Here is a 19,687-nt window from a genome sequence, read left to right on the forward strand (position 1 = left end):
TCTGGAGCCATTTTTTGGGAAAATCCTCTTGACAACTGTTTTTGCAGACTATATACTTTGCTCAAAAAGAGGAAACAGATTCGATCTGTAACGATTAAAGGAGAGAATAAGACATGTTAGAAAAAATGAAAGAAATGCTTGCAGAGCAGTTAAATTGTGAGGCATCTACAATCACACCGGAGACATCTTTCAAGGATGATCTTGGTGCAGATTCTCTTGACCTGTTTGAACTGGTCATGGCTCTTGAGGATGAGTACAATGTTGAGATCCCGGCAGAGGAGCTTACAGATCTGAACACAGTTGGAGATGTGATCGATTATCTTAAGAACAAAGGCGTAGAAGCATAAGCAGAAATCTAGGATCCTCTGGGACGACAGTGTCTCAGAGGATTTTTTTGTATATGCGAAGATACATGAGAGGGATGGCAGGGTATTCCGCCGGAAAACCTATGGACATTTTGAAGGATTTGGGTATATAATAGCACCTATAAAGAGAAACAACAAAAACGAGGAGAAAAGAAATGACAAAGATCAGAACAAGATTTGCACCGAGCCCTACAGGAAGAATGCATGTGGGTAATTTAAGAACAGCTCTTTATGCTTATTTGATCACAAAACATGAAGGCGGAGATTTTATCCTCCGTATTGAAGATACAGACCAGGAACGTTATGTGGAGGGAGCTGTAGATATCATCTACCGTACTCTTGAGAAAACAGGACTTCTCCATGATGAGGGACCGGACAAGGATGGCGGATTTGGCCCGTATGTACAGAGCGAGCGTCAGGCAACAGGCATGTATCTGAAATATGCCAAACAGCTTATTGAGCAGGGAGATGCATATTACTGCTTCTGCGGCAAGGAAGAGCTGGAAAGCATGAAACGTACTGTTGCGGGTAAGGAAATCTCTATTTATGACAAGAGATGTCTCCATCTTTCCAAGGAAGAGGTTCAGCGCCGTCTGGATGCAGGTGAGCCGCATGTTATCCGCTTTAATATGCCAACAGAGGGAACCACTACATTCCATGATGTTATTTACGGAGATATCACCGTTAACAATGAGGAGATGGAGGATTTGATCCTGATCAAATCTGACGGTTATCCGACCTACAACTTCGCAAATGTAATTGATGATCACCTTATGGGAATCACACATGTTGTAAGAGGTAACGAATACCTTTCCTCTTCACCGAAGTATAATCGTATTTATGAGGCATTCGGATGGGAAATCCCGACCTATGTTCACTGTCCGCTGATCACAGACGAGACACATCAGAAGCTTTCCAAGAGATGTGGACATTCTTCCTATGAAGATCTGATCGATCAGGGATTTGTGACAGAGGCAGTGATCAACTATGTTGCACTCCTTGGATGGAGCCCGGCAGACAACCGTGAGATCTTTTCTCTTCCGGAGCTTGTGGAGGCATTTGATTATCATCATATCAACAAATCACCGGCAGTTTTTGACATTGCCAAGCTGAAATGGATGAATGGTGAGTATATCAAGAAGATGGATCCGGAGGCATTCTATGAGAGAGCACTTCCGTATCTGAAAGAAGTTCTGAAAAAAGACTTTGATCTTAAGAAGATTGCAGGAATGGTTCAGACCAGAATTGAAGTATTCCCGGATATTCCGGAGCTTGTAGATTTCTTTGAGGCAGTTCCGGAGTATGACAGTGCGATGTACCGCCACAAAAAGATGAAAACAACAGAGGAGACTTCTCTTGCAGTTCTCAAGGAAGTGCTTCCGGTACTGGAAGCACAGGAGGATTATACCAATGATCCGCTGTATGCATCTTTAAGCGCTTTTGTAAAGGAGCACGGATATAAGAATGGTTATGTTATGTGGCCGCTTCGTACAGCAGTATCCGGCAAGCAGATGACACCGGCCGGTGCAACAGAGATCATGGAGATCATTGGCAAGGAAGAGACACTGAAACGTGTACATGCAGCAATCGAAAAGCTTGAAAATAAATAAGAGTGTGATCGATAATCCAGTTATGAAACGAAATCCATCTCAGAAAAGGGCAATCGCCCACCTGTCAGGACCTATGATGGTTCTGGCAGGCCCCGGTTCGGGGAAAACTTCCGTCATAGTAGAAAGAACAGCACATATGATCCAGGAAGGGAAGATACCGGCTTCCTCTGTTCTTGTTGTGACTTTTTCCAGGGCAGCAGCAGTGGAAATGAAAGAACGGTTTCTGAAATTTACCAGTGTTCAGCGAACCGGCGTTACTTTCGGGACTTTTCACGGAGTGTTTTACGGGATCCTCAAACAGGCTTATGGTCTGAATGGAGGAAATATCCTGTCAGAAGAAGAAAAATATGCGATCTTAAGAGAACTGGTGGTAAACTGTGCTGCAGAACAGTCCCAGGAAGGGGATTTTGTGGAAGATATTGCCAAGGAGATCAGTGTTGTAAAAGGTGGAAGGATCTCTCTGGAACATTATTATTCTTCCTGCTGCCCGGATGAAGTATTCCGACAGATTTTTCAGGGATATCGAAAAGTCCTGAATGAAAGAAGAAAACTTGACTTTGATGATATGCTGTTAAGCTGTTATGAACTTCTGAAAAAGCGAAAAGATATCCTATCTGCATGGCAGAAGAAGTTTCACTATATTCTGGTGGATGAGTTTCAGGATATCAATCATCTTCAGTATGATATCGTGAAGATGCTGGCAGCACCGGAGAACAATCTGTTTGTGGTGGGAGACGATGATCAGTCTATCTATCATTTCCGCGGCGCTCACCCGGAGATCATGCTGAATTTCCCGGAAGATTTTAAAAATGCGGAGACGGTGATCCTGAATATCAATTACCGGTGCAGTGGAAATATCTTGGATACAGCCATGAAGGTGATCGATCATAATGAAAACCGTTATGTGAAAAAACTTTCCACACCAAATGAACCGGGAGAGCCGGTGCAGATAAAAGAATTTCGAAATCCCAGAGACGAATATATGGCAGTTGCAGGCCTGCTGCGGAATCGGATGGAAGAAGGGGATAATATTGAAGATACAGCGCTGCTTTTCAGGACTAATCAGGAAGCCGAAGGACTGGTCGCTGCGTTGATGGAGTATGGGGTTCCTTTCACTATGAAGGAAAAACTGCCCAACCTGTTCCGACACTGGATCTGCCGGAATATGATCGCTTATTTGAAAATGGCAGAAGGAGACCGGAGCCGCAGTACATTTCTGGAGATCATGAACCGGCCAAACCGATACATAGCCAGAGATGCTCTGACAGAAAAAAACGTTGATTTTAAAGCATTGGGAGAGTTTTACAAAGACAAAGACTGGATGTGTGACAGGATCACAACGATGGAGACACATCTTCGGATCTTAAAGACTATGGCCCCTTATGCAGCCATTAATTTTATCCGGAATGGCATGGGATACGAAGAATACTTGCAGGAATATGCAAGGTATCGTAAAATAAAACCGGAAGAGCTTATGGAAACCCTGAACCGGATCCATGAAAGTGCCAGAGGAATGAAAACATTGGAAGAATGGATGGCCTATATGGACGAGTATACCAGAAAGCTTGAAGAACAGGCGAAGAAACAGGATGTGAAACGGGAAGGAGTGGTGATATCCACTCTTCATGCGGTCAAAGGTCTGGAATATGACAATGTATATATCATGAATGTAAATGAAGGCAGCATGCCTTATCGGAAGGCAGTCCTGGAGGCACATCTGGAGGAAGAACGGAGGCTTTTCTACGTTGGTATGACACGGGCAAAGAAGAAACTCTGCCTGTATTATGTAAGACAGCAGTATGAGAAGGAACGGGAACCGTCCCGTTTTCTTGAGGAGGCCGGATTATGAATGGGATTATTTATTATACGAAGATCAGAGATGAATATAACAGCAAGAATATGGAGCATATGATCGGGGAAAAACTTCTGGAAATCGGACTTGAGCGGGAATTTGGACGAAAGCTTGCTTTTGAGCCTCGGTCAAAGGGGGAACATGGGAAACCGTTTTTTACCCTGCTTCCAAGAATTCATTATAATATCACACATTCCGGAAAATATGTGATGTGTCTGTTTGCCGGAGAAGAGGTGGGCATTGATGTGCAGATCCACAAGAAGGTAAATTACGAACGGCTCCTTGAAAGAATGGTGCCGGCAGATATGATACGGGAAATCCTGGATGCAGATGATATGGAGAAAGCCTTTTTTGCCCAGTGGGTTTTGAGAGAGGCATATATCAAATGGACCGGAGAGGGACTGTCCAGGGATCTGCGTACGATTTCCATGGATAAGGGAAATTACATAATGCTGGAGCTGGAACCGGGATACAGTGGTGCAATCTGGTCCAGGGACAGCCTGGAATTACGATTTGAATACGAAGACATCATTTTGAAATAGCAAATAGAGACGATGAAATGAACAAAGAGATGAAACGCAGCTTCAGGATTTTCATTCTGAAGATCCTGGCAGTTGTTTTTGTGCTGTGCATATGTTATTTTTTATATGCATTTGTTTACCGTGCAAAAACGGAGCTGCCCACAAAAGCTGTGGTGACAAACCGAGGTGCTGCAGTGTATACACTGCGGGGACAGAAACAGATGCTTTCCCAGAAAGAGGATTTTTCTTATTTTGCCTTTGATGGGAGAGAAAAAGAGAAGGAATATGGAACATATGTCATTCCCGGGCTGAAGAATACCAGGACGCTGCTCACAAAAAAGGGTGCCACTCCTGCCATGTGTACATCCATGACGCCTCAGGGACTGGCGGTTACAGAGGATTATGTGCTGGTCAGCGCTTACTGCAGCACACAGAAACATAATTCGGTCATTTATGTGATCGATAAGGAAAATCATAATTTTATTAAAGAAGTGATACTGCCTGGACAGCCTCATGTGGGAGGACTTGCCTATGACCCGGAGCATAAGTTATTATGGTGTTCCTCCAATATCAATGGGATCGCACAGGCAGTGAGTATAAAGATGGATACAATAGAAGCCTACGATTATGATGACAGCCATCTGCCGGTGGATACTTTCCAGATAGTCAGTCTTTATGGGATCGTGAGAGATTCTTTTATGACCTTTTATAAGGGATGTCTGTATGTAGGCTGCTTTGAAAAATATAACGAAAGTGTAATTGCACGATACGGAGTTGACGAAGAGGGAAAACTGATCAATACCATGGACGAGAAACTGGGCATGGATTTTGAAATGGCAGTTCCGTTGGATTATTCCACCATATCGGAGCAGGTTCAGGGAATTGCTTTTTATAATGATAAGCTTTTGATCTCTCATTCTTTTGGAATCCTGCCATCCAGGCTGGTGTTTTATGAACAATCCGATAAGCGTTTGTATGTAAACGAGAATTCTGCCAGAACTTATCGTTTTCCGGAACGACTGGAACAGATCGTGGTGGAGGGTGACAGTCTTTATGTGATGTTTGAATCCTGTGCCTATGCATACCGTGCGTCCTCCGTAAATATTGTGGATCGGGTCCTGAAGCTGAATCTTTCGAAGATGGAGACCTATGACGAAGAAGAAAGTCTTTTTTTTCTGTCGGAATAAAGAAAAAACGAGAGAGCATCAAAAAAGACAACAGGTACTAAATCCGGCATGTCCGCAATATATTTAAGTGTAAGAGGTGAAAACATGGACGCAAACCAGATCCAGAACCTGTTTGCCAGTAATGTCCGCCAGCTTCTGGTGGATGCAGACCTTGATTATGATAAATTATATGAGATACGTCTCCGCGTGGGAAGACCTCTGTTCCTCACTTATGATGGGGGAGAATGTTTCCTCCGGCAAAAAGATACAGAACCTTATCTGGTTACGCGGGAGGATCTTAAGGAAACACTGGAGTATGTCAGCGGCTATTCCCTGTATGCTTATGAAGATGAGATTCGCCAGGGGTTTTTGAGTGTACAGGGTGGGCACCGTGTAGGAGTTACCGGAAAGGTGATCCTGGACGGAAACCGTATCCGTGGGATGAAATATATTTCCTGCATCAATGTCCGTCTGGCACATGAGATCCAGGGATGTGCAGAAGAAGTGCTGCCATATATCCAGACAAGAGAGCAGATCATGCATACCTTGATCGTTTCTCCGCCCAGATGTGGGAAGACCACGCTTCTTCGGGATATCATCCGGCAGATGAGTAATGGATGGGGAAATATTTCCGGTGTTACGGTAGGAGTAGTCGATGAGCGCAGTGAGCTGGCCGGATGCTATCAGGGGATCCCTCAGAATGACCTTGGAATGCGTACGGATATCCTGGACGGCTGTCCGAAAGCAGAAGGGATGCAGATGCTGATCCGGTCAATGTCGCCGGTTGTGGTTGCTGTGGATGAACTTGGAAAAGAAGAAGATTTCAAGGCTGTGGAATCAGTTATCCACTGTGGATGTCGTCTGATCGCAACTGCACATGGAGCTTCCATGGAAGAAACATTATCCCAGCCGTTTTTCCGGAAATTGTGGGAAGCGCGGGTTTTCCAGAGATATATTTTTCTGGGAAAGCATGAACGTGCAGGAATCGTGGAAGGAATCTATGATGAAAATGGGAAATGCCTATGTACCGGATTGTAGGCTGTATTCTGGTAGTGGCGGCAGGAGCCGGAATGGGATTTTCCGGAAGTATGAGACTTTCGGAGCAGATTCGTATACTGGAAAAACTGCTTCAGATGGTGATCTGCCTGAAAGGCGAGATCCGCTGCGGGAATGCATCACTGCCGGATGCTTTTTATGGAGCAGCAGGAAGAATGAATGGAAAATACAGAGAGTTTCTCATCAGTGCCGCGGACAGGATGAAAGCGGGAACAGGAGAAAAACTTTCACAGATATGCAGGGAATGTGCGGAAAGCGCCCTGAAAAAAAGCTGCCTTACCCATGGGGAAAAGGACGCTTTTTTTTCTTTCGGAGAATATCTGGGCTATATGGATCTGGAAATGCAGATGCGACAGCTTTCCCTGTATGAAAATAATCTGGAAGCAGAGATATTGAAGCGGAAAGCGGAGGTTTCCGGAAAGAAAAAACTGTACCAGGGAATTGGGATTCTTGGAGGCCTGCTGCTTGCGGTTCTCCTGGTATAGTATTGTTTATCAGACAGTAGTAAGAAGGACAGGCTTTCAGAAGAAAAGGAGGGATCATTTGGAGGTCAGTATCATATTTAAGATCGGTGCAGTAGGGATCCTGGTCTCTGTTCTTTCTCAGATCCTGAAACATAGCGGAAGGGAGGAACAGGCTTTTCTGGTGAGTTTTTCAGGACTTCTTTTAGTACTGTTCTGGATCGTGCCGTATATTTATGAGCTTTTTAAAAATATCCAGCAGCTTTTTGTACTGTAGGGGAGGGAAAGAACCGTGGATATTCTGAAGATTTCTGTTCTGGGAGCGGCAGGGGTTCTTCTGGGGATTCTTCTGAAAGACCGCGCACCGGAGTATGTAAGCCTTGTTACGATGGGAATAGGTCTTGTGATACTGGGATTAGCGGTAGGGAAGATCAGCTATCTGTTCCAGTCTCTGGAGAGACTGAAACAGAGTCTTCCGATTGATGGAAGCTATATTACTACTTTGCTGAAGATGATCGGGATCACCTATATCGGACAATTTTCATCCGGTATATGCAGAGATGCAGGATATTCCTCCACTGGTGCACAGATCGAACTGTTCTGCCGGTTATCTGTAATGGTTTTAAGTATGCCGGTTCTTCTGGCACTGCTGGATACCATACAGGGATTTCTTGCATGAAAAGATATTGGTCAGAGATTTGTGCAGCCCTGTTTCTGGCTGTAGTTATAAGCTGTTTTGGCGGTGTGATCGTTTATGCTTCTTCGGCGGAACAACAGATCACAGATCAGATGGAGCTTACCGACCTGCAGTCCATGGTAGATGAGATGCTTGGAGAAAAAACATTTTCTGTTACAGAAGCGTTTCACAGACTGTTGTCAGGGGAAGAGGTGCTTTCGGAGGAGAGTGTGCGGGAATTTTTGCACAGTCTCCTTTTTTACGGTATTGAAAGAGAAAAAGAGCTGATCGTGAAGTTGCTGCTTCTGCTGTTGTTCGCTGCCGTTTTTTCCGGGTTTGCCGGTGCCTTTGATAACGGGCAGGTGGGAGAGATCAGTTTTTATGTGGTGTATCTTCTTGTTTTTACTCTTCTGATGAACAGTTTTTCCGGTTTGAGTGCATCATTGCTTTCAATGCTTGCGTGGATCACGGAGTTTATGAAGGAACTCTCACCGGTGTATTTTATGGCAGTGGCAGCAGCGTCAGGTGCATCCAGTGCAGCTGCTTTTTATCAGGGAGTATTGCTTCTGGTGTGGCTTTTTCAATGGATCCTGGAACGAGTACTGCTTCCCGGAGTGAGTTTATATATTCTTCTGAAATTTGTAAATCATCTTTCCAGGGAAGAAATGCTGGGAAAAATGGCTGAGCTGATCGAGACGGTGATCTCCTGGGGGCTTCGGACATTACTTGGAGTGGCAGCAGGACTGCAGGTGGTGCGTGGGCTTGTAGCTCCGGTAATGGATTCTCTGAAGCGGAGTGCTGTGGGAAAAACTGCCGGTGCTCTTCCTGGGATCGGGAGCGCGGTAAATGCAGTTACGGAACTGGTCCTTACCACAGCTGTTCTTGTAAGAAACAGTCTGGGCATTGCGCTTTTACTGGTGATCCTGGCGGTGGGGGCGGGGCCATTGGTCCGATATGGACTTTTGTCACTGACCTATCGCTTTCTGGCGGCTGCGGCGCAGCCTGTATCAGACAAACGGCTGGTAGAAGCCTTTGGTACCATGGCAGAGGGATGTGCACTTCTGATGAGAATCCTGTTTACTGCGGAAATTTTATGTATGCTTACATTTCTGATCCTGATGGCAGGAGGAGGCTTGGGATGAGAACAGAACTTTATCAGTGGATGAAAAGCCTGGCTTTTTTTCATGTACTTACTACAGCACTTCTGCATATTCTGCCTGATAAGCGTTATGAGCAGTATATACGGCTGTTTATGGGGCTTCTGTTGGTGCTTTTGATCTGTACACCTATATTTGCCGTAGTGGGAAAAAGTGAAGAACTTCTGTCCGGATTCAGCAATAATTATGGGAGAGAAGAACAGGTACGTATGGAGACAGAAGCAGAAGGAATAAGGGAAACATTTCTTAAAGGAGCATATGAACAGGAGTTGAAGGATCAGGTTCAGGGTATCCTCAGGAAAGAAGGGGTTTTTTCGGCAAAAACAGAAGTAGATCTGGAGAAAGAGCTTCAGCTGACCATAACACTTTATGGAACAGTCACAGAAAAACAGAGGGAGGCGGTGAAAAATGAGCTCGAAAGAATCTGCGGACTCAGGAAAGGACAGTATCAGATCCTGGCTTCTGAGGATGGGATGGAAGGAGTGGGGAGTTTTCCTTCTTCTGGGAATCCTTCTTCTGGTGGCAGGACTTCCGGTAACCCGAAAGAACAGTAAAACAGCAGAGGATCAGAATGCGGAGAAAACCCGCCTGGAGAGCCGCCTTGAGGAACTGCTTTCCAATGTGGAAGGAGTCGGAGAAGTGGAAGTGATCATTATGACCGGGGATGAGGGAAATACGGAAAACTTTTCCATAAGCAGCAAAAATGAAGTTACCGGTGTACTGGTGGCGGCCCAGGGAGCAGGCAGCGCAGTGACAGTCCAGAATATTCAGCAGGCAATTATGGCATTATTTCAGATCGACGCTAATAAAATTAGAATAATGAAAATGAAATGAGGAGAGTAGAAGTGAAAAAGATCATGAAGAAAAATCAGGTAATCATCACCTCGCTGGCCATTCTCATTGCTGTGGCCGGATATCTGAATTTCGCAGATGTGGATCTGGGATTTAAGGATAAGGAGACGAGTACAGACAGCAGCAGTATCCTGGATGACGTGGATTATGATCTGACCGATGAAACAGCCCTTCTGGATGAGAACGGGGCAGATGGCACAACCCAGTCGGAGGTGATGGATACCGCATCCCCGGGCGAGGCCGTACTTACCGGTGCTTCGGATTTTGCAGCACAGGCAAAAGTCAGCAGGGAGCAGGTGCGTTCCCAGAACAAAGCGGACCTGCAGGCAATCATCAGTAATAAAGACATCAGTGATGAGGAAAAACAGAATGCCATTAACACAATGGTTTCCATGACAGATCTTACAGAAAAAGAGGCGGCTGCAGAGCTTCTTCTGGAGGCGAAGGGCTTTGAAAATGTGATCGTAAATCTGACGGGTGAAACTGCGGATGTTGTGGTGCCGGATGCAGATCTGGAGGATGCAAAACGTGCACAGATCGAGGATATTGTAAAGAGGAAAACCGGTGTGGCAGCAGAGAGCATTGTGATCACGCCTCTGAGTCAAAGTAAAAATGCATCGGATGTCATAAATACTGCAGATGAAGCTGAAAAAAATACGGGAGGTGCAGAGGATAATGCGGAAAGTACAGGTGATGAGGTGCAGGATACCGCTGCATCTGTGGAAAGCGATCCGGCGGATCAAACATCTGAGGACGCAGAGACGGCTGCAGATATCCAGAACGATCAGACTATTGATACAGAGGGAATTTACGACTGAATTGCCTTGACAGCAAAGCCTTGTCTATACTAGAATAGGAAAGGTTATAGTAAAATAGAGATATCAGAGAATATACAGGAGGCTCACGTGTCGAAGTATACGAAAGAAATAGAAAAAAGAAGAACATTTGCCATCATCTCTCATCCGGATGCTGGTAAAACAACATTAACAGAAAAATTTCTGCTGTATGGAGGGGCCATCAATCTGGCCGGAAGTGTAAAGGGTAAGGCTACGGCCCGCCATGCAGTATCAGACTGGATGGAGATCGAGAAGGAAAGAGGTATTTCCGTTACTTCATCCGTTCTTCAGTTCCATTATGACGGATATTGTATAAACATTCTGGATACACCTGGACATCAGGATTTCTCCGAGGATACCTACCGTACATTGATGGCTGCGGATTCAGCAGTTATGGTCATCGATGGATCCAAGGGTGTTGAGGCACAGACCCGTAAGCTTTTCAAGGTCTGTGTTATGAGACACATTCCGATCTTTACTTTTATCAATAAGATGGACAGAGATGCCAACGATACTTTTGATCTTCTGGATGAGATCGAAAAAGAGCTTGGTATTGCAACCTGTCCGATCAACTGGCCAATCGGCTCCGGTAAGAAATTCCGGGGTGTGTTTGATCGTAATACAAAGAAGATCCTTACCTTTTCCGATACACAGAAGGGCACCAAGGAAGGTGTGATAGAAGAGATTGATATTAATGATCCCCGTGCAGATGAGGTCATGGATCCTGAGCAGAAAGAGCAGCTGATGGAAGAAATCGAGCTTCTGGATGGCGCAAGCGCGGAGTTTTCTCAGGAAGAGGTCAGCAAAGGACAGCTGACACCGGTATTTTTCGGTTCTGCTCTTACCAACTTTGGTGTGGAAACATTTCTGGAGCATTTCCTGAAGATGACCACTTCTCCGCTTCCGAGAACTGCAGACTGCGGACCGGTAGATCCTATGAGTGATGATTTTTCAGCCTTTGTATTTAAGATTCAGGCGAATATGAACAAGGCTCACAGAGACCGTATCGCATTTATGAGGATCTGTTCAGGCAAGTTTGATGCGACCAAAGAGGTTTATCATGTGCAGGGAGACAAGAAGATGCGACTTCTTCAGCCGCAGCAGATGATGGCAGAATCCCGTCATGTTGTGGAGGAGGCTTATGCAGGTGATATCATCGGTGTCTTTGACCCGGGTATTTTTTCTATTGGAGATACCATCTGCGCACCTGGAAAGAAATTTGCCTTTGAGGGGATCCCGACCTTCGCGCCGGAGCATTTCGCACGTGTGCGTCAGATCGATACCATGAAGAGAAAACAGTTTGTAAAAGGTATCAACCAGATCGCTCAGGAAGGTGCGATCCAGATATTCCAGGAGTTTAACACCGGTATGGAGGAGATTATTGTGGGTGTTGTCGGTATCCTGCAGTTTGATGTCCTGAAATACCGTCTGGAGAATGAGTACAATGTAGATATCCGCCTGGAAACACTTCCATATGAGCATATCCGCTGGATTGCCAACAAGGAGACTGTAAAAGTAGATAAGATCGTGGGAACTTCTGATATGAAGAAAGTCACAGACCTTAAGGGAAATCCGTTGCTGCTCTTTGTCAATGCATGGAGTGTTGGCATGGTTGAGGACAGAAACCCTGATCTGGTACTGACAGAATTCAGTAAATAAGCCCTTTTATTTCATAACTTTTTTTGATATAATAGTATAAAATTACGAACAAAAATATTATATCCGTAGGAGGGTTTCCCATGGCAGAAAAAAGAACAACATATAAGATACAGGATTTGGGCGGAATCGGTGAAGTTCACATTGCAGATGAAGTTGTTGCGATCGTTGCAGGACTTGCAGCAACAGATGTGGATGGAGTTGCTTCCATGGCAGGAAATATCACCAATGAGCTGGTAAGTAAACTTGGAAAGAAGAATCTGTCCAAGGGCGTGAGAGTAACCATTCTGGAAGGAGTCGTTACCGTGGATCTGTCACTGAATATCGAGTATGGCAGAAACATTCTTGAGACAAGCAAGAAGGTTCAGGAGAAGGTTAAATCCGCTATTGAGAATATGACAGGACTTGAGGTTGCAGATGTAAATATTCATATTGCCAGCGTGGATATGGAGAACGAAAAAGGAAAGTAAACCTTTCCTTTTTTCCGTCTTAGGAGGAAATTATGAGAAGAAGAGAACAGAGAGAACATGTATTTAAACTTATGTTTATGACAGAGTTTAATTCAGAAGAAGAGATGACAGAACAGCTCTCTCTTTATTTTGAAGGTCTTGGAGAACTTTCAGAACAGGACCAGGAATATATGAAGAAGAAGTACGCACATGTGAAAGAACATCTGGAAGAGATCGATGCACAGCTGAACAGTGCAAGCCGTGGATGGAAGACAAAGCGTATGAGCCGTGTGGATCTTGCGGCACTTCGTCTGGCAGTATATGAGATGGAATATGATGCAGACGTACCGACAGGAGTAGCTATCAACGAAGCGGTAGAACTTGCCAAAAGATTTGGCGGAGATGCTTCCGGCTCCTTTGTAAATGGAGTACTGGGTAAGATCGCATCTGAGAAGGATGAAAAGAAAAACGAGGAGGAGACTGCTGACACAGAAGAGAAGGCAGCAGAAGCCCCGGAAGAGAACGCATGAGAAATGTCTATTCTGTCGGTCAGGTAAACCATTATGTCAAAAATATGTTTACCCAGGATTACTTTCTCCGGAAAGTCTATGTAAAGGGAGAGGTATCCAACTGTAAATACCATACCAGCGGACATATTTATTTTTCCCTGAAGGATGAAACAGGCACATTAAGCTGTGTGATGTTTGCGGGACACCGTAGGGGTCTTGCTTTTCGCATGAAGGACGGGGATAAGGTAGTTGCAGGCGGAATTGTAGACGTATATGAGAGAGACGGGCGTTATCAGCTTTATGCAAAAGAGATCACACTGGAGGGTGCTGGTGCCCTCTATGAGCGGTATCTGGCACTGAAACAGGAACTTGAGGATATGGGGATGTTTGCCCAGGAATATAAGCAGCCCATTCCTCATTTTATTCATACCCTTGGCGTGGTGACAGCACCTACTGGTGCAGCAGTACAGGATATCCGCAATATTGCAGGCAGAAGGAATCCATATCTGCAGGTGATCCTTTATCCGGCACTTGTGCAGGGAGAGGGAGCGGCGCAGAGTATCGTAAAGGGAATCCGGATGCTGGATAAAGCAGGGGTGGACGTGATCATCGTCGGCCGTGGAGGTGGCTCTATTGAAGATCTCTGGGCCTTTAACGAGGAGAGCGTTGCCCGTGCTATTTTTGAGTGCAGGACACCGGTGATCTCGGCAGTGGGACATGAGACGGATTTTACCATTGCGGATTTTGTAGCAGACCTGCGGGCACCTACACCATCTGCTGCAGCAGAGCTGGCAGTGGATGATTTTCGCAGTGTTCTGGAGAGCTTTCATATGTACGGAGACCGTCTGCAGCGTGCCATGAACAGTAAGACAGAACTTTTTGCCGCAAAACTTAAGGCCTATGAGAACAGATTCCAGTATCTGAGTCCGGAGTCCATGCTACGTGAAAAACGTCAGTATGCATCGGAGCTGGAGGAATGCCTGTGTTCTTCCATGAAACAAAAGCTTACAGAGAAAAGACATGAACTGGCAATATGGATCCAGCGGTTTGAGGGACTTTCTCCATTAAGAAAGCTAAATGGAGGATATGCATTTGTGTCCGACTTAGGCGGACATGCGGTGACAGAGATCAGTCAGATAAAAAAAGGTGACAGGATCTCCATTGCAGTAACCGATGGAGTCATAGAAGCAGTTGCGGATCGCATCAGGAAGGAAGAGCGATAATGGCAGAAGCAAAGAAAGAAGAGAAATCCATAGAAGATACTTTTGGGGAGCTTGATCTGCTTGCCCGGAAGCTGGAGGATAAAGAAACACCTCTTGAGGAGTCTTTCCGCCTCTACAGACAGGGAATGGAGCTCCTAAAGGATCTGAACGGAAGACTGGATACTGTAGAAAAAAAGATGCTTCAGATGAATGAGGATGGGACATTTCGTGAATTTTAAAGAAGAACTGAAAAGAAGAACAGAAGAAGCAGAACATGTGATCCGGGAATATCTTCCGGAAGAATCCGGTTTTGCAAAAACCATGGCAGAGGCTATGAATTACAGTATGACGGCAGGTGGAAAGAGACTCCGCCCGATCCTGATCAGGGAAACCTACGAGCTGTTTGGAGGAAAGGATAAGCTTTGTGAGCCTTTTATGGCGGCTATGGAGATGATCCATACACATTCGTTGATCCATGATGATCTCCCTGCACTGGATAACGATGATTACCGAAGGGGAAGGCTGACCACACATAAAGTATACGGAGAGGCCATGGGCGTTTTAAGCGGTGTGGCACTCCTTAACAGAGCTTATGAAGTAATGCTTTCCGCCTTTGATCTGACCGAGGATAAAGACCGTGTGATAGCCGCCATGCGGATCATTGCAGATAAGACCGGCATCAACGGTATGCTAGGTGGACAGAGTGTGGATGTGGAGAATGATGGGAAACCTCTGGAACACAAGATGCTGGATTATATTTACAAAAACAAGACCTCCGCATTGATCGAGGCTTCCATGATGACCGGTGCTGTGCTGGCAGGGGCATCTGAGAAAGAACTTGAGATTGTGGAGCAGGCTGCAGAAAACATCGGGCTGGCTTTTCAGATCCAGGATGATATCCTTGATGTGACCAGTACCCAGGAGGAACTGGGAAAACCGATCCACAGTGATGAAAAAAACAACAAGGTTACCTATGTAAGCCTTGTTGGAGCCCCGGCAGCAGCCAGCAGGGTTAAAGAACTTTCTGACCATGCGGTAGAACTTTTAGACGACCTTGACAGGAAGAACGGCTTTCTGGATCTTCTTGTGGAAAGTCTTGTCAGCCGCAGGAAATAGAAAGAACAAAGGAAGGGTACAAATGATTCTGGAAAAAATTAAAAAGCCAAATGATATTCATAAAGTTTCATTGGAGGATTTTCCGCGCCTTGCTGAGGAAATCAGGAGCTTTTTGATCCAGAGTGTAAGTGAGACAGGTGGCCATCTGGCATCCAATCTGGGTGTGGTGGAGCTGACTCTTGCTCTGCATAATGTGCTTGATCTTCCACAGGATAAGCTGATCTGGGATGTGGGACATCAGGCTTATACACATAAAATCCTTACAGGAAGAAAAGACGGCTTTAAGGATCTTCGTAAAGAAGGAGGTTTAAGCGGTTTTCCAAAAAGGAATGAAAGTGACTGTGATTCGTTTGATACCGGACACAGTTCCAATTCCATTTCCGCAGGACTTGGCTATGTCCGTGCCAGAGACCTGATGGGAGAGAAATACCATGTGGTTTCCGTGATCGGAGATGGTGCGCTTACCGGTGGGATGGCTTATGAAGCATTGAACAATGCGGCTGAGCTGAAGACTAATTTTATTATTATCATCAATGATAATAACATGTCTATTTCCAAGAACGTAGGAGGAATGTCCACCTATTTAAGCGCTCTGCGTACAGCTGAGACTTATACAGGAATGAAGATTGGCGTGACAAAAACACTCAAAAAGATTCCCCATGTTGGAACCGCTGTGGTAGATACGGTCCGAAAGACCAAGAGCAGCATCAAGCAGCTGATCATTCCCGGAATGCTTTTTGAAAATATGGGGCTGACTTATCTGGGACCGGTAGATGGCCATAATATGCGTCAGATGATGAAGCTTTTTAATGAGGCAAAGAGAGTGGAGGGACCGGTTGTTGTCCATGTCCTTACAGAAAAAGGCAGAGGCTATGGACCGGCATCTTCCCATCCGGAGCGTTTTCACGGAACAGGTCCTTTTGACATCCAGAGTGGCAGACCCCTTACAGCAAAAACAGCGCCGACATATACGGATCATTTTTCCGGTGCAATATGTTCTTTGGCAGAGAAGAACAAAAAAGTAGTTGCTATTACAGCTGCTATGCCAGATGGAACCGGACTGAACCGATTCCGGAAGAAATTCCCGGAGCGTTTTTTTGATGTGGGTATTGCGGAAGAACATGCAGTAACCTTTGCGGCAGGCATGGCACTTGGGGGAATGATCCCGGTTTTTGCGGTATATTCTTCGTTCCTGCAGAGAGGGATCGATCAGATCCTTCACGATGTATGTATGCAGGATCTTCATGTGATCTTTGCCATTGACAGGGCAGGATTTGTCGGAGCAGATGGTGAAACACATCATGGATGCTTTGATTTATCCTATCTGTCCATGATTCCCAATATGACAGTTATGGCTCCTAAGAATGGAAAAGAGCTTGAGGAGATGTTGAAATTTGCAGTAGAAGAGCTGGATGGTCCCTGTGCGATCCGATATCCGAAAGGATCGGCATGTACCGATATGGAAGAATGTCATGAGCCACTTAAGAAGGGCAGAAGTGAAGTGATCACTCCAGGCAGTGAGATTGCAGTTCTCGGGGTTGGCAGCATGGTTTCTGTCTGTCAGAAGGTCTGTGAAGAGATAAGAGATCACAAAATAGCAGGAGCTACGTTTGTCAATGTCCGTTTTGTAAAGCCTCTGGATACAGAGCTCCTTGATCGGCTTTCGCAGAACCACAGTCTTTTGGTCACTGTGGAGGAGAATGTAAAAAGCGGTGGGTTCGGAGAACATGTATCTGCTTATATGGAAGCCTGTCATCCGGAAGTAAGAGTTCTTCCACTGGCAATACCGGATCATTTTATTGAGCATGGAACGGTGGACCGTCAGCGAATGAAAATAGGTTTAAATGTACAGGGAATCCTGGATGCGGTAGAACAGAGCTGGGAAAATCTTGTGAATAACAGAAAATAAAGGACATAGCCTTTGCAGAAGAATACGAAGCTGTGAGGCATTTTACAGCCCGGCACATAAAGAGCCGGGCTGTTGGAGGATAATATGAAAAAAAGACTGGATATCATGATGGTGGAACAGGGACTTGCACCGTCACGCGAAAAAGCAAAAGCGTATATCATGGCCGGGGAAGTATATGTCAACGGTCAGAAGGAAGACAAGGCTGGCTCCATGTTTGCTGAGACTGTCAAGCTGGAGGTAAGAGGAAAGACTCTTCCTTATGTCAGCAGAGGCGGACTGAAGCTGGAAAAAGCCATGAAAAATTTTGGCGTGACACTGAAGGATAAGGTGTGCATGGATGTAGGCGCATCCACCGGTGGTTTCACAGATTGTATGCTTCAGAACGGAGCGGTCAAAGTCTATTCCATTGATGTGGGATATGGACAGCTGGACTGGAAACTCAGGAATGATCCAAGAGTTGTATGCATGGAAAAAACAAATATCCGCTATGTGGTACCGGAAGATCTGGAAGGTCCGGCAGCATTTTCTTCGATCGATGTTTCTTTTATCTCCCTTACAAAAGTGCTTCTTCCTGTAAGAAACCTTCTCACAGAGGACGGAGAGATCGTATGTCTCATCAAACCTCAGTTTGAGGCCGGCAGAGAAAAAGTCGGAAAAAAAGGCGTTGTCCGTGATCCGAAGGTCCATGAAGAAGTCATTGAGAAAGTCAGAGATTATGCCATGAGCATTTTTATGGAGCCCTGTCATCTTTCCTTTTCTCCCATCAAGGGACCTGAAGGAAATATTGAATATCTCCTTCATCTGAAGAAACATCCGGAAGGAACAGAAGTACCTGTGAGTCTTGACGTATCCGTAGAGGATGTGGTAAAGGAAGCCCACGGACAGCTGGACTGATGTTTGGAAAGGACTGAAGCAATATGGACAGATTTTATATAATTCCAAACAGTGCCAAGGATCCGGAACTGACATTTTCTAATAGGATCATTGCCTATCTGGAGAAGCATGGTGCCAGGTGTCATGTGCAGAAGATTACCGAAAAAATGGAAGGACCGTATCATTATACGGACCCGGATGGGATTCCGCAGGATACACAGTGCATTATTGTACTGGGTGGAGATGGAACACTTCTGCAGGCTGCAAGGGATGTGGTGCATCTGGATATCCCTCTTCTTGGAATCAATCTGGGAACTCTGGGATTTCTTGCCGAGGTGGATAAAAATTCCGTGTATCCGGCTCTGGATCGGCTTCTGTCAGATGACTATGAGCTGGAAGATCGTATGATGCTGGAAGGAAAGATCTATCGGGGAGAAGAACTTATTGGAAAAGATATCGCATTAAATGATATTGTGATCGGAAGAGAAGGACATCTCCGTGTGATCCGTTTCAAGAATTATGTTAATGATGCATATATGAATTCATACAATGCAGATGGTATCATCATTTCCACTCCGACCGGTTCTACCGGATATAGTCTGTCAGCGGGAGGTCCCGTGGTTTCTCCCAGTGCCAGTATGATGATCATGACCCCCATCGCTCCCCATACCATGAACACCCGAAGTATCATTCTTTCCGGGGAAGAGGCAGTTACAGTAGAGATCGGTGAGGGAAGACATAATACCATTGAGAAAGCGGTGGCCTCTTTCGACGGGGATACCCAGATATCCATGGTCACCGGTGACCGGATCGTGATCCGGAAAGCCACAGTCAGGACAAAAATCCTCAAGCTGAACCATCTGAGCTTTGTGGAGGTTCTGAGACAGAAAATGAGTAACAGCTGATGCAGGAGGTTCAATTTTGAAAGTAGCAAGACATGAAAAAATTATCGAACTGATCCGTCAGTACGAGATCGATACACAGGAAGAACTTGCAGCAAGACTGAATGAGGCCGGTTTTAAGGTTACGCAGGCTACCGTATCCAGAGATATCCGTGCTCTGAAAATGACAAAGGTTGCAGGCAGCAACGGAAAGTCCAGATATGCGATCCTGGAAGAACATACACCGGATGTGTTAAGTGATAAATATTCCAGAGTTTTGAAAGATGCAGTGATCGCTATGAACATCGGACAGAATATCGTAGTGGTAAAAACAATTCCGGGAATGGCCATGGCGGCAGCAGCAGCTCTTGATGCCATGAAATGGCCGGAAATCCTGGGATGTATTGCCGGAGATGATACCATTATGTGTGTGGTGAAAACCTCTGAACAGGCACCGGGTGTAGTTCAGAAGCTTGGCGGGATCTTATCCAGAGGAAAATAAAATGACAGAATATGTAAATGCTTTATACCAGAAAGGAA

The 19,687-nt window shown here is 45.4% G+C and carries 23 protein-coding genes; all 23 read left to right on the forward strand.

Annotated features, from left to right (window positions below):
- The first annotated feature begins 113 nt into the window (after nucleotides 1-113).
- The 23 genes from acpP (at nucleotide 114) to argR (ending at nucleotide 19,649) form a co-directional block, all read left to right on the forward strand.
- Nucleotides 114-347, forward strand: coding sequence for an acyl carrier protein (gene acpP / locus NE671_RS03870; protein WP_015524431.1), 234 nt, complete (start codon nucleotides 114-116; stop codon nucleotides 345-347).
- A 173-nt stretch (nucleotides 348-520) separates the two neighbouring features.
- A complete protein-coding gene (gene gltX / locus NE671_RS03875) occupies nucleotides 521-1,975 on the forward strand; it encodes a glutamate--tRNA ligase (RefSeq protein WP_015524432.1) in 1,455 nt (484 codons plus the stop codon).
- 22 nt (nucleotides 1,976-1,997) lie between these two features.
- Nucleotides 1,998-3,824, forward strand: coding sequence for an ATP-dependent helicase (locus NE671_RS03880; RefSeq protein ID WP_129974469.1), 1,827 nt, complete (start codon nucleotides 1,998-2,000; stop codon nucleotides 3,822-3,824).
- Nucleotides 3,821-4,369: a 4'-phosphopantetheinyl transferase family protein gene (locus NE671_RS03885; protein WP_022426374.1), complete on the forward strand. Its 549-nt coding sequence runs from the start codon at nucleotides 3,821-3,823 to the stop codon at nucleotides 4,367-4,369. The genes NE671_RS03880 and NE671_RS03885 overlap by 4 nt, the downstream gene beginning before the upstream one ends.
- Nucleotides 4,370-4,386: 17 nt before the next feature.
- On the forward strand, nucleotides 4,387-5,535 hold the full coding sequence (locus NE671_RS03890) for a YncE family protein (RefSeq protein WP_092070438.1): 1,149 nt from the start codon (nucleotides 4,387-4,389) through the stop codon (nucleotides 5,533-5,535).
- A gap of 84 nt (nucleotides 5,536-5,619) precedes the next feature.
- Nucleotides 5,620-6,552 (forward strand): stage III sporulation protein AA, encoded by a 933-nt coding sequence (spoIIIAA, locus tag NE671_RS03895; RefSeq protein ID WP_015524435.1) that lies wholly within the window; start codon nucleotides 5,620-5,622, stop codon nucleotides 6,550-6,552.
- Nucleotides 6,537-7,055: a stage III sporulation protein AB gene (locus NE671_RS03900; protein WP_021650701.1), complete on the forward strand. Its 519-nt coding sequence runs from the start codon at nucleotides 6,537-6,539 to the stop codon at nucleotides 7,053-7,055. The genes spoIIIAA and NE671_RS03900 overlap by 16 nt, the downstream gene beginning before the upstream one ends.
- A gap of 58 nt (nucleotides 7,056-7,113) precedes the next feature.
- A complete protein-coding gene (gene spoIIIAC, locus NE671_RS03905; protein WP_021650700.1) occupies nucleotides 7,114-7,308 on the forward strand; it encodes a stage III sporulation protein AC in 195 nt (64 codons plus the stop codon).
- Between the two features lie 15 nt (nucleotides 7,309-7,323).
- Nucleotides 7,324-7,710 (forward strand): SpoIIIAC/SpoIIIAD family protein, encoded by a 387-nt coding sequence (locus tag NE671_RS03910; protein ID WP_021650699.1) that lies wholly within the window; start codon nucleotides 7,324-7,326, stop codon nucleotides 7,708-7,710.
- A complete protein-coding gene (locus tag NE671_RS03915) occupies nucleotides 7,707-8,849 on the forward strand; it encodes a stage III sporulation protein AE (RefSeq protein WP_129974432.1) in 1,143 nt (380 codons plus the stop codon). The genes NE671_RS03910 and NE671_RS03915 overlap by 4 nt, the downstream gene beginning before the upstream one ends.
- Entirely contained in the window at nucleotides 8,846-9,418 is a 573-nt protein-coding gene (locus NE671_RS03920; protein ID WP_161206330.1) for a stage III sporulation protein AF, read from the forward strand. The genes NE671_RS03915 and NE671_RS03920 overlap by 4 nt, the downstream gene beginning before the upstream one ends.
- On the forward strand, nucleotides 9,384-9,698 hold the full coding sequence (locus NE671_RS03925; protein ID WP_021650696.1) for a stage III sporulation protein AG: 315 nt from the start codon (nucleotides 9,384-9,386) through the stop codon (nucleotides 9,696-9,698). The genes NE671_RS03920 and NE671_RS03925 overlap by 35 nt, the downstream gene beginning before the upstream one ends.
- A gap of 11 nt (nucleotides 9,699-9,709) precedes the next feature.
- Nucleotides 9,710-10,534, forward strand: a complete 825-nt coding sequence (locus tag NE671_RS03930; RefSeq protein WP_129974434.1) for a SpoIIIAH-like family protein — start codon at nucleotides 9,710-9,712, stop codon at nucleotides 10,532-10,534.
- A gap of 87 nt (nucleotides 10,535-10,621) precedes the next feature.
- Nucleotides 10,622-12,211 carry a peptide chain release factor 3 gene (locus NE671_RS03935; protein ID WP_022426368.1) on the forward strand — a complete coding sequence of 530 codons (1,590 nt, stop codon included), beginning with the start codon at nucleotides 10,622-10,624 and terminating at the stop codon, nucleotides 12,209-12,211.
- An 80-nt stretch (nucleotides 12,212-12,291) separates the two neighbouring features.
- Nucleotides 12,292-12,678, forward strand: a complete 387-nt coding sequence (locus NE671_RS03940; RefSeq protein ID WP_015524453.1) for an Asp23/Gls24 family envelope stress response protein — start codon at nucleotides 12,292-12,294, stop codon at nucleotides 12,676-12,678.
- 32 nt (nucleotides 12,679-12,710) lie between these two features.
- Nucleotides 12,711-13,187, forward strand: a complete 477-nt coding sequence (gene nusB, locus NE671_RS03945) for a transcription antitermination factor NusB (protein WP_015524454.1) — start codon at nucleotides 12,711-12,713, stop codon at nucleotides 13,185-13,187.
- Nucleotides 13,184-14,389 (forward strand): exodeoxyribonuclease VII large subunit, encoded by a 1,206-nt coding sequence (gene xseA / locus NE671_RS03950; RefSeq protein WP_129974435.1) that lies wholly within the window; start codon nucleotides 13,184-13,186, stop codon nucleotides 14,387-14,389. Before nusB ends, xseA begins: the two co-directional genes overlap by 4 nt.
- Nucleotides 14,389-14,607 (forward strand): exodeoxyribonuclease VII small subunit, encoded by a 219-nt coding sequence (gene xseB / locus NE671_RS03955; RefSeq protein WP_021650691.1) that lies wholly within the window; start codon nucleotides 14,389-14,391, stop codon nucleotides 14,605-14,607. The genes xseA and xseB overlap by 1 nt, the downstream gene beginning before the upstream one ends.
- Complete coding sequence (locus NE671_RS03960) at nucleotides 14,597-15,484, forward strand: polyprenyl synthetase family protein (RefSeq protein WP_161208615.1); 888 nt, start codon at nucleotides 14,597-14,599, stop codon at nucleotides 15,482-15,484. Before xseB ends, NE671_RS03960 begins: the two co-directional genes overlap by 11 nt.
- 22 nt (nucleotides 15,485-15,506) lie before the next feature.
- Complete coding sequence (dxs, locus tag NE671_RS03965; RefSeq protein WP_182465472.1) at nucleotides 15,507-17,393, forward strand: 1-deoxy-D-xylulose-5-phosphate synthase; 1,887 nt, start codon at nucleotides 15,507-15,509, stop codon at nucleotides 17,391-17,393.
- Between the two features lie 84 nt (nucleotides 17,394-17,477).
- Nucleotides 17,478-18,287 (forward strand): TlyA family RNA methyltransferase, encoded by an 810-nt coding sequence (locus NE671_RS03970; protein WP_021650688.1) that lies wholly within the window; start codon nucleotides 17,478-17,480, stop codon nucleotides 18,285-18,287.
- A 23-nt stretch (nucleotides 18,288-18,310) separates the two neighbouring features.
- A complete protein-coding gene (locus NE671_RS03975) occupies nucleotides 18,311-19,171 on the forward strand; it encodes an NAD(+)/NADH kinase (protein ID WP_015524460.1) in 861 nt (286 codons plus the stop codon).
- A 16-nt stretch (nucleotides 19,172-19,187) separates the two neighbouring features.
- Nucleotides 19,188-19,649, forward strand: coding sequence for an arginine repressor (gene argR / locus NE671_RS03980; RefSeq protein ID WP_021650687.1), 462 nt, complete (start codon nucleotides 19,188-19,190; stop codon nucleotides 19,647-19,649).
- Nucleotides 19,650-19,687: the final 38 nt, after the last annotated feature.

Source organism: Blautia sp. DFI.9.10 (assembly GCF_024461705.1).
In the GTDB taxonomy this organism is placed as follows: domain Bacteria; phylum Bacillota; class Clostridia; order Lachnospirales; family Lachnospiraceae; genus Blautia_A; species Blautia_A fusiformis.